Origin of the sequence: Streptomyces sp. NPDC019396 (genome assembly GCF_040632375.1) — a bacterium.
Taxonomy (GTDB): Bacteria; Actinomycetota; Actinomycetes; order Streptomycetales; family Streptomycetaceae; genus Streptomyces.
Genome location: NZ_JBEYBS010000036.1, coordinates 37,267 through 47,418, shown reverse-complemented (window position 1 = coordinate 47,418; position 10,152 = coordinate 37,267). Strand labels below are relative to the sequence as shown.

Sequence of the window (10,152 nt, the reverse complement as noted above, 5' to 3'; positions counted from 1 at the left end):
GGACACCGGCTGCCCGGTGTCCGGCCCACGGCCGTCACTGCCCTTCACGGGTCCCGTTACTGGATCCCCGTGCGGGACTACTTCTTGCGGCGGCGGGGCAGCCGGTGTCCGGCCCACGGCCGTCACTGCCCTTGCCTCACGCTCCCTTCCTACGTCTTACGCATCGACGACGATCCGCTCGCCGCCGAGCTCAATCGCCGCGCAGCGCCAGCGCAGGTCGGGGCCCCGTTCCAGGCGGAACGCCATGGCCGACACCCGGTCGCCCGTGCCGATCCGGGCGAAGGCCTCGATGACTCCGGGCCGCGGGATGTACTCGTCGCAGTGCCGCAGCACCGGCCGCACACCGTTCGCGGCCAGCGGGGTGCCCGGGGCGAGGCGTACCAGATGCTCATAGCCGTCCCCCACGGTGTGGCCGAGCATCCAGTGGACCGGGCGGGTGCCACTGAGCACCGCGAGCAGGCGCTCCGCGAACCAGTAGCGGGGGAGCCGGGATCTCGCTCCAGCCACCCCCGTGCGGCGTGGTGTGAGACGGCCCGGGCCGCGGCTGTCGTGGCGCCTGCCGGGCGGGTGACTCAGGGCCGAGGTGTGGTCCATGGCTGTCGCTCCTTCCGATACCCGCAAGTAACTTTCAGTCGCGGGTTGTCTACGCGGAGTCACGGACCTGTCGCAAGCGGTGCCCCCTCTCCCCGCGGCGGCGCGGGGAATCACCTATCAGGGTGATCAGAGGCCTGTGCGAAGCCTGAGGGAAGGGGTTTCCAGGGTGCCGGACTGACCCCGGGGGGCGGGCTCGGGGGCACTCTGACGGGGGATCGCGCACGTATCCTTAGGTGTTCACCCGACGACGAAAGCGGCCGGCCATGCGCGTCTACGTACCCCTGACCATCCCGGGTCTCGCGGAGGCGTACAAAGTGGGTGAACTGGGCTCCGGGCCGCTGACGGCCTACGCCGTCACGCCGGCGCTGCGGGAGTGGTACGTCTCCGACGACATCGAGGAGCTCGAGTACGCCGCGCTCAGCAGGGCCGCCGCCGCCTCGCTGCGACTGCTGGCCGGAGACCCGGGTACACCCCGGCGCCGGGTCGTGGTGGCCGTCGACGTGTCCGATGGTGACGCCGTCGCCGACCCGGACCACGGGCTCGGCTCGGCCTCGCTCGGTGAGGTGCGGATCGCCTCGGCGGTGCCCCTGAAGAAGGCGGCGTCGGTGCACGTGGACTCGGTCGAGGCGGAAGCCGATGTGTCAGCGGCGGCCGGCGCGCTCGGCGCGGCCGACCACGGGGACGACGACGCGCAGTTCATCGTGGACGGCGCGGAGGACCATGAGCTGCTGTGGTTCGGCGTGCAGGAGATCCCCGGACTCATTGGCTGACACCGGCACGGGGAGGCCGCTGTCGGACCCGGAAGGTACCGTTTCCTGCCATGGGGAAGCACAGCGAGCATCTGGTCTGGGACTGGAACGGCACACTCCTCGATGACATCCACGCCGTCATCGAGGCGACCAACGCGTCCTTCGCGGAGATCGGCCTGGAGCCGATCACGCTGGAGCGCTACCGGGACCTGTACTGCGTGCCGGTGCCCCGGTTCTACGAACGTCTCATGGGCCGGCTCCCCTCGGATGCCGAGTGGGCCGTCATGGACGAGGTGTTCCACCGGCACTACTGGCAGCGCGCGGACGCCTGCGGACTCGCGGCGGGTGCCGCCGAGCTGCTCGCGAGGCGCCAGGCGGCGGGCCGTACGCAGTCGCTGCTCTCGCTGGCCCCGCATGAGCACCTGATACCCATCGTGCGGCGGCACGGCATCGAGGCGCGCTTCACGCGGGTCGACGGCCGGATCGGCGGTTCCCATACCGGCAAGGCCGAGCACATGGTGCGCCATCTGGCGGCGCTGGAAGGCATCGAAGCGGACCGGATCGTGGTGATCGGCGACGCGGTGGACGACGCCGTCGCCGCCCATCATGTGGGGGCCCGGGCGGTGCTGTACTCCGGTGGGTCGCACAGTACGGCCAGCCTGCGGCTGGCCGGGGTCCCGGTGGTGGACACCCTCGCCGAGGCCGTGCTGGTGGCCGAGGAGCTGCTGGCGTAACGGCGGCGACGGGCCGCACGGCGGCCATGGCCTTCGCCGGTCGTCACGTGTTCGCCGCTCGGCGGGCCCGCGGCGCCCGGTCCGGCCACCGGCGGGCACGGCGGCCGGACCTCGTGTCGCATGACGTGTCAGCTCAGCGGGGCCTTCTCCCGCAGGACCTTCAGGAATTCACGCATCCACGCCGGGTGGTCCGGCCAGGCCCGGGATGACACCAGGGTGCCGTCCACCACGGCCTCCGAGTCGCGGAACGAGGCGCCGGCCGACTGCATGTCGAGTTCGAGTGCCGGATATGCCGTGACGCGGCGGCCCGTGAGGCTGCCGACGGCCGCCGTCAGCAGGGGGCCGTGGCAGATCTGCGCCACGGGCTTGTCCGCGTCGAAGAAGGACTTGAGGATCTTGCGGAGCTCGGGATCGTTGCGGAGGTACTCGGGCGCCCGGCCGCCCGGGATGACGATCGCCGCGTAGTGGCCCGGGTCGACCTCGGAGAACGCCAGATCGGCGGGCCAGGTGTACCCCGGCTTCTCCGTGTACGTGTCAAAGCCGGGCTCGAAGTCGTGCACCACGAACTGGAGCCTCTTGCGCGAGGGGGCCGCGATATGGACCTCGTACCCCTCCTCGCGGAGTCGCTGGTACGGATACAGCACTTCGAGTGACTCGGCCGCGTCGCCGGTGACGATCAGGATCTGCACAGTCATGGCTGCTGCTCCCCGGAATCGATGTATTGATTTGTCGCTATCGTTCGGGTCTGAGGTTGTTCAATGCTTCAGGGTTGATTGTGGTCCTTGGTCCACGGGGTCAACCTGCCCATCCGCGGCGGGTTTGCCAAGAGGCCATGTGTCGCTGTCCAGAGTGTCAAACTTCCGGCCCCGCTTTTGTACACATACGGCTCATGACGGCTACGGGGTCGGGGGCGATAGCCTTGTCCCGTGATCAGCGCGATACGCCGCGGGGGCAGTGCAGCCCCCGACGGGCTCCGCCCAGTGACAGCTGGGGGACCGCGCCCGGGACGCCACAGCGGCCGGGTGCGAGCTGATCTTCCCTGCGGCCCGCATAGTCGCGGCCCGCGGTACACCCCGGGCCCGTCGCAGCCGGAATCGGCCGAACGCGGCTCGGGCATCTCTCATTTCGGCATAGCGTCGACCCTGACCGGACACCCCGCGTCGTGGCGTTGTGCCTACGTTTCCACCTACGTCACGCAACGGCGCGCGACAGGAGCCAGAGGACATGCAGACCAAGCTGGACGAAGCCAAGGCCGAGTTGCTCGAGAGGGCCGCTCGGGTAGCTGAGAACAGCCCGGGCGGGGGGCAACTTCCGACTGGGTCCGACGGCGGGGAGCGCCCTGACCGGGCCACGCTCCTCGCGTACCTCCAGCGCTATTACCTGCACACCGCGCCCGAGGACCTCACCGACCGTGACCCGGTCGATGTCTACGGCGCCGCCGTCTCGCACTTCCGGCTGGCGGAGAACCGCCCGCAGGGCACGGCCAACGTCCGGGTGCACACCCCGACGGTCGAGGAGAACGGCTGGACCTCCAGCCATTCCGTCGTCGAGGTCGTCACCGACGACATGCCCTTCCTGGTCGACTCGGTCACCAACGAGCTCACCCGCCAGGGCCGCGGCATCCATGTCGTGATCCACCCGCAGATCACCGTCCGCCGCGACGTCACCGGCAAGCTCATCGAGGTGCTCCGCGCCGAGTCCAACGGCGCCACGCTCCCCCACGACGCCTTCGTCGAGTCCTGGATCCACGTCGAGATCGACCGCGAGACCGATCGCGCCGACCTCAAGCAGATCACCACCGACCTGCTGCGGGTGCTGTCCGACGCCCGCGAGGCCGTCGAGGACTGGGAGAAGATGCGCGAGGCCGCGCTGCGCATCGCGGAAGGACTGCCCCGCGAGCCCATCGCCGAGGACATCCGCAACGAGGACGTCGACGAGGCCCGTGAGCTGCTGCGCTGGCTCGCCGACGACCACTTCACCTTCCTCGGCTACCGCGAGTACAACCTCGTGGACGGTGACGCGCTGTCCGCCGTGCCCGGCACCGGGCTCGGCATCCTCCGCTCCGACCCGCACCACAGCGGCGACGACGCCCACGGCCACCCGGTGAGCCCTTCCTTCAACCGGCTCCCCGCCGACGCCCGCGCCAAGGCCCGCGAGCACAAGCTGCTGATCCTCACCAAGGCCAACAGCCGCTCCACCGTGCACCGCCCGTCCTACCTCGACTACGTCGGCGTCAAGAAGTTCGACGACAAGGGCAACGTCATCGGTGAGCGGCGTTTCCTCGGGCTCTTCTCCTCGGCCGCCTACACCGAGTCGGTCCGCCGTGTCCCGGTCATCCGGCGCAAGGTCGTCGAGGTCCTGGAGGGCGCCGGCTTCTCGCCGAACAGCCACGACGGCCGCGACCTGCTCCAGATCCTGGAGACCTTCCCGCGCGACGAGCTGTTCCAGACTCCGCCGGACCAGCTCCGTGAGATCGTCACCAGCGTGCTCTACCTCCAGGAGCGCCGCAGGCTGCGGCTCTACCTGCGCCAGGAGGAGTACGGCCGCTACTACTCGGCCCTGGTCTACCTGCCGCGCGACCGCTTCAACACCACCGTCCGGGAACGTCTGACCGGAATCCTCAAGGAGGAGCTCGACGGCAGCAGCGTCGACTTCACCCTGATGAGCACCGAGTCGGTGCTGACCCGGCTGCACTTCGTCGTGCGCGTCGCACCCGGCAGCGAGCTCACCCACCTCACCGACACCGACAAGGACCGGATCGAGGCCCGGCTCGTCGAGGCCGCCCGCTCCTGGGCCGACGGTTTCGCCGAGGCGCTCAACGCCGAGGCGGGCGAGGAGCGCGCCGCCGAGCTGCTGCGCAAGTACGGCAACGCCTTCCCCGAGGGCTACAAGGCCGACCACTCCCCGCGTGCCGCTGTCTCCGACCTTTCCCATCTGGACCAGCTCAGCAGCTCCGGCAAGGAGTTCTCGCTCTCCCTCTACGAGCCGGTCGGCGCCGCCCCCGGTGAGCGCCGCTTCAAGATCTACCGGCTCGGCGAGCAGGTCTCCCTGTCCGTCGTGCTGCCGGTGCTCAACCGCCTCGGCGTCGAGGTCATCGACGAGCGCCCGTACGAGCTGCGCTGCGCCGACCGCACCCACGCCTGGATCTACGACTTCGGTCTGCGGATGCCGCTCCCCAGTGGCAACGGCGGTGGGGACTTCCTCGGCGACGACGCCCGCGAGCGCTTCCAGGACGCCTTCGCCGCCGTGTGGACGGGCGCCGCGGAGAACGACTCGTTCAACTCGCTCGTGCTGCGCGCCGGGCTCAACTGGCGCGAGGCCGTGGTGCTGCGCGCCTACGCCAAGTACCTGCGCCAGGCCAGTTCGACCTTCAGCCAGGACTACATGGAGGACACCCTCCTCAACAACGTCCACACCACCCGGCTGCTGATCAACCTGTTCGAGGCCCGGATGTCACCGGACCGCCAGCACGCCGGTACGGAGCTGATCGACGGACTGCTCGAGGAGCTGGACTTCGCGCTCGACCAGGTCGCCTCGCTGGACGAGGACCGGATCCTGCGCTCCTTCCTCACCCTCATCAAGGCCACCCTGCGCACCAACTTCTTCCAGGAGGCAGGCGGCGGTACACGGCACGGCTATGTGTCGATGAAGTTCGACCCGCAGGCCATCCCGGACCTGCCCGCGCCCCGCCCGGCGTACGAGATCTGGGTGTACTCCCCGCGTGTCGAGGGTGTCCACCTGCGCTTCGGCAAGGTCGCCCGCGGCGGTCTGCGCTGGTCCGACCGGCGTGAGGACTTCCGTACGGAGATCCTCGGCCTGGTCAAGGCGCAGATGGTGAAGAACACCGTGATCGTGCCGGTCGGCGCCAAGGGCGGCTTCGTCGCCAAGCAGCTGCCGGACCCGGCCGTGGACCGCGACGCCTGGCTCGCCGAGGGCATCGCCTGCTACAAGACCTTCATCTCCGCGCTGCTCGACATCACCGACAACCTGGTGGCGGGCGAGGTCGTGCCGCCGCACGACGTGGTGCGCCACGACGAGGACGACACCTACCTCGTCGTCGCCGCCGACAAGGGCACCGCCACCTTCTCGGACATCGCCAACGAGGTCGCGGTCGCCTACAACTTCTGGCTCGGCGACGCGTTCGCGTCCGGCGGTTCCGCGGGCTACGACCACAAGGGCATGGGCATCACGGCCCGCGGCGCCTGGGAGTCCGTCAAGCGGCACTTCCGCGAGCTCGGGCACGACACCCAGACGGAGGACTTCACCGTCGTCGGGGTCGGCGACATGTCGGGTGACGTGTTCGGCAACGGCATGCTGCTGTCCGAGCACATCCGGCTGGTCGCGGCCTTCGACCACCGTCACATCTTCATCGACCCGGACCCGGAAGCGGCCGTCTCGTACGCCGAGCGCCGCAGGCTGTTCGAGCTGCCCCGCTCCTCCTGGGCCGACTACAACAAGGAACTGCTCTCGGCGGGCGGCGGCATCCACCCCCGAACCGCCAAGTCGATCCCGGTCAACTCGCACGTCCGGGAGGCCCTCGGCATCGACGAGGGCGTCACCAAGCTGACCCCGGCCGAGCTGATGAAGGCGATCCTCCAGGCCCCGGTGGACCTGCTGTGGAACGGCGGCATCGGCACGTACGTCAAGGCCGTCACCGAGTCCAACCCCGACGTCGGCGACAAGGCCAACGACCCGATCCGCGTCAACGGCGACGAACTGCGGGCCAAGGTGGTCGGTGAGGGTGGAAACCTGGGCCTGACCCAGCTCGGCCGGATCGAGTTCGCCCGGGGCGGCGGACGGGTCAACACCGATGCCATCGACAACAGCGCGGGCGTGGACACCTCCGACCACGAGGTGAACATCAAGATCCTGCTGAACGGTCTGGTCGCGGACGGCGACATGACCGTCAAGCAGCGCAACAAGCTGCTCGCCGAGATGACCGACGAGGTCGGCAGGCTGGTGCTGCGCAACAACTACGCGCAGAACGTGGCCCTGTCCAACGCCGTCGCACAGTCCCCGAGCCTGCTCCACGCCCACCAGCGCTTCATGCGCAGGCTGGGCCGGGACGGGGCACTGGACCGGGCGCTGGAGTTCCTGCCGAACGACCGGCAGATCCGGGACCTGCTGAACAACAGGCAGGGCCTGTCCCAGCCCGAGCTCGCCGTGCTGCTCGCCTACACCAAGATCACTGTGGCGGAGGAGCTGATCGGCACCTCGCTGCCCGACGACCCGTATCTGCGGCGCCTGCTGTACGCGTACTTCCCGAAGGCGCTGCGCGAGAAGTTCACCGACGCGGTCGACGGCCATGCGCTGCGCCGCGAGATCGTCACCACCGTCCTGGTCAACGACACCGTCAACACGGGCGGATCGACCTTCCTCCACCGGCTGCGCGAGGAGACCGGGGCCTCGATCGAGGAGATCGTCCGGGCGCAGACCGCGGCCCGCGCCATCTTCGGGCTCGGTGGGGTGTGGGACGCCGTCGAGGCGCTCGACAACCAGGTCGCGGCGGACGTCCAGACCCGTATCCGGCTCCACTCGCGCCGGCTCGTCGAGCGCGGCACGCGCTGGCTGCTGGGCAACCGTCCGCAGCCGCTCGAGCTCACGGAGACGATCGACTTCTTCGCTGCGGGCGTCGAGCAGGTCTGGGCCGAGCTGCCCAAGATGCTCCGGGGCGACGACCTGGAGTGGTACGAGGGGCTGCTGGAGGAGTTCACGGCCGCGGGCGTGCCCGACGAGCTGGCGACACGGGTCGCCGGGTTCTCCTCGGCCTTCCCGACGCTCGACATCGTGGCGATCGCCGACCGCACCGGCAAGGACCCGCTGGCCGTCGCCGAGATCTACTACGACCTGGCGGACCGGCTGCGGATCACCGAGCTGATGGACCGGATCATCGAGCTGCCGCGGGCCGACCGCTGGCAGTCCATGGCCCGGGCGTCCATCCGCGAGGACCTGTACGCGGCGCACGCGATGCTCACCTCGGACGTGCTGGCCGCGGGCAACGGCAGTGCCACGCCTGAGGAGCGCTTCACGGCCTGGGAGGAGAAGAACGCGGCGATCCTGGGCAGGGCACGGACCACGCTGGAGGAGATCCAGGGCTCGGACACGTTCGACCTGGCGAACCTGTCGGTGGCGATGCGGACGATGCGGCAGCTGCTGCGGGCACACACCTGACGCTGCTCGGAGTGACTGAGGGGGCGCCCACCACGGCGGTGGGCGCCCCCTCAGTACGTGTGCCCGTACGTGTGCCGGGAGCTACTTCTTGCGAGTGAACGCCTCGTACGCGGCGACGACCTCCGCGGCGGGCCCGTCCATCCGTAGCGTCCCCGATTCCAACCACAGCGCGCGGTCGCACGTCTGGGTGATCGCGCCATTGCTGTGGCTGACCAGGAACACAGTGCCCGCCTGCTCCCGCAGTTCGGCGATCCGTTCCTGGCTGCGGCGCTGGAACTTCGCGTCGCCCGTCGCCAGGGCCTCGTCGATCAGCAGCACATCGTGGTTCTTGGCCGCCGCGATGGAGAAGCGCAGCCGGGCGCCCATACCGGAGGAGTACGTCCGCATGGGCAGGGAGATGAAGTCGTCCTTCTCGTTGATCCCGGAGAACTCGACGATCTCCTCGTAGCGTTCGCGGACCTCCTCGCGGGTCATGCCCATCGCGAGACCGCCGAGGATCACATTGCGCTCGCCGGTCAGATCCCCCATGAGGGCGGCGTTCACGCCGAGCAGCGACGGCTGGCCGTGGGTGTAGACCCTGCCCTTGGCGGTGGGCTGCAGCCCCGCGATGGCCTTCAGCAGGGTGGACTTGCCCGAGCCGTTGGAGCCGATCAGGCCGATGGCCTCGCCCTTGTAGGCGGTGAAGCTGACTCCTTTGACGGCGTGGACCTTGCGCCCGCCGCCGTCGGGGTCCCGGCGCCGGGAGAGGAGCCGGCTCAGCGCGGCGGTGGCGGCGCCACGGCCCGGGGCGCTCTTCGCGCCGTTGACGGTATAGGTGATGTGGACACCGTCGACGACGACGGTGGGGATCCTGTCCCGTGTCCGCGGATCCCCTGCGATGTGGTCAGCCACGGCCGTACTGTTCCTCTGCCTTCCAGAAGTACACGAATCCGCCCACCCCGAAGACCACGGCCCAACCGAGGGCGACCGCCCAGACATGCGGTGGCAGCTGGGCCGACGTGTAGCTGTCGATGAGCGCGAAGCGGACGAGGTCGATATAGACGGCTGCCGGGTTGCACTGGATTGCCAGCTCCACCGCGTGCGGCAGGTGCCGGCCCTTCAGCACGGCGTGGATGCTCCACATCACACCGGACCCGTACATCCAGGTGCGCAGGATGAACGGCATCAGCTGCGCGATGTCGGGGGTACGCGCGGCGAGCCGCGCCATGCCCATCGAGACCCCGGTGTTGAAGAGCGCCTGGAGCAGCAGCGCGGGCAGCGCGAGTAGCCAGGACGCCTTGGGGAACTGCCCGAAGCCCATCAGGATCACGATCAGGGCGCCCATGGAGAACAGCAGCTGCTGGAGCTGCTGGAGCGCCAGCGCGATGGGCAGGGCGGCACGTGGGAAGTGCAGGGCCCGTACCAGGCCGATGTTGCCGGAGATGGCCCTCGTCCCGGTCGTGATCGAGTTGGCCGTGAAGGTCCAGATGAAGACCCCGGTGACCAGGAACGGCACGAAGTCGGACACATGGCGGCTGGTCTTGAGCAGCACTCCGAAGATGAAGTAGTAGACCGCCGCGTTGAGCAGCGGGGTCATCAGCTGCCAGACCTGGCCCAGCTTCGCCTGGCTGTACTGAGCGGTGAGCCGGGCGGTCGCGAACGCAGTGATGAAGTGGCGACGCGACCAGAGCTGCCGGACGTACTCGGGGAGCGCTGGGCGGGCGCCGCTGACCTTCAGCCCGTGCCGGGCGGCGAGCGCGCTCAGGCTGTCGCCGGGCGCCGGTGCCCCGGGCGGTCTGGAGATCGTCTGGCTGCTGCCCACGCTCACGTACACGCTCCCTCACCGTCGCAACGCAACCGTATCGTCGTTACGGCGACAGTAGGGCGTTACGACGTCGCAACGCAACCGTCTCGTCGTCACGGGT

At 69.5% G+C, this 10,152-nt stretch carries 7 protein-coding genes; 3 read left to right on the top strand and 4 right to left on the bottom strand.

Going from position 1 to position 10,152, the window contains the following annotated elements; all coding sequences use genetic code 11:
- Positions 1-156: 156 nt before the first annotated feature.
- Positions 157-594: an Rv3235 family protein gene (locus tag ABZ532_RS28845; protein ID WP_361290031.1), complete on the bottom strand. Its 438-nt coding sequence runs from the start codon at positions 592-594 to the stop codon at positions 157-159.
- A gap of 263 nt (positions 595-857) precedes the next feature.
- Here ABZ532_RS28845 and ABZ532_RS28840 point away from each other — a divergent pair, with 263 nt between their 5' ends.
- Together ABZ532_RS28840 and ABZ532_RS28835 are read left to right on the top strand one after the other, a co-directional pair.
- Positions 858-1,364 (top strand): hypothetical protein, encoded by a 507-nt coding sequence (locus ABZ532_RS28840; RefSeq protein ID WP_361290028.1) that lies wholly within the window; start codon positions 858-860, stop codon positions 1,362-1,364.
- A gap of 50 nt (positions 1,365-1,414) precedes the next feature.
- On the top strand, positions 1,415-2,077 hold the full coding sequence (locus ABZ532_RS28835; RefSeq protein WP_361290025.1) for an HAD family hydrolase: 663 nt from the start codon (positions 1,415-1,417) through the stop codon (positions 2,075-2,077).
- A gap of 128 nt (positions 2,078-2,205) precedes the next feature.
- Here the strand turns inward: ABZ532_RS28835 and ABZ532_RS28830 are convergent, their stop codons facing one another.
- Positions 2,206-2,772: a DJ-1/PfpI family protein gene (locus ABZ532_RS28830; protein WP_361290022.1), complete on the bottom strand. Its 567-nt coding sequence runs from the start codon at positions 2,770-2,772 to the stop codon at positions 2,206-2,208.
- A gap of 529 nt (positions 2,773-3,301) precedes the next feature.
- On the opposite strand from ABZ532_RS28830, the gene ABZ532_RS28825 reads away from it, so the two are divergent.
- Positions 3,302-8,248 carry an NAD-glutamate dehydrogenase gene (locus tag ABZ532_RS28825; protein WP_361290019.1) on the top strand — a complete coding sequence of 1,649 codons (4,947 nt, stop codon included), beginning with the start codon at positions 3,302-3,304 and terminating at the stop codon, positions 8,246-8,248.
- Positions 8,249-8,329: 81 nt separating this feature from the next.
- Here ABZ532_RS28825 and ABZ532_RS28820 read toward each other — a convergent pair whose 3' ends face one another.
- Both ABZ532_RS28820 and ABZ532_RS28815 read right to left on the bottom strand, forming a co-directional pair.
- Positions 8,330-9,139 (bottom strand): ABC transporter ATP-binding protein, encoded by an 810-nt coding sequence (locus tag ABZ532_RS28820; protein WP_361290016.1) that lies wholly within the window; start codon positions 9,137-9,139, stop codon positions 8,330-8,332.
- Positions 9,132-10,049 (bottom strand): ABC transporter permease, encoded by a 918-nt coding sequence (locus ABZ532_RS28815; protein WP_361290047.1) that lies wholly within the window; start codon positions 10,047-10,049, stop codon positions 9,132-9,134. Before ABZ532_RS28815 ends, ABZ532_RS28820 begins: the two co-directional genes overlap by 8 nt.
- Between the last annotated feature and the right edge of the window lie 103 nt (positions 10,050-10,152).

Excerpts from the sequence above, each read along its gene's own strand:
- ABZ532_RS28840 (WP_361290028.1), top strand. The coding sequence starts at position 858 with ATGCGCGTCTACGTACCCCTGACCATCCCGGGTCTCGCGGAGGCGTAC.
- ABZ532_RS28835 (WP_361290025.1), top strand. The coding sequence starts at position 1,415 with ATGGGGAAGCACAGCGAGCATCTGGTCTGGGACTGGAACGGCACACTC.
- ABZ532_RS28845 (WP_361290031.1), bottom strand. The coding sequence starts at position 594 with ATGGACCACACCTCGGCCCTGAGTCACCCGCCCGGCAGGCGCCACGAC.
- ABZ532_RS28830 (WP_361290022.1), bottom strand. The coding sequence starts at position 2,772 with ATGACTGTGCAGATCCTGATCGTCACCGGCGACGCGGCCGAGTCACTC.
- ABZ532_RS28825 (WP_361290019.1), top strand. The coding sequence starts at position 3,302 with ATGCAGACCAAGCTGGACGAAGCCAAGGCCGAGTTGCTCGAGAGGGCC.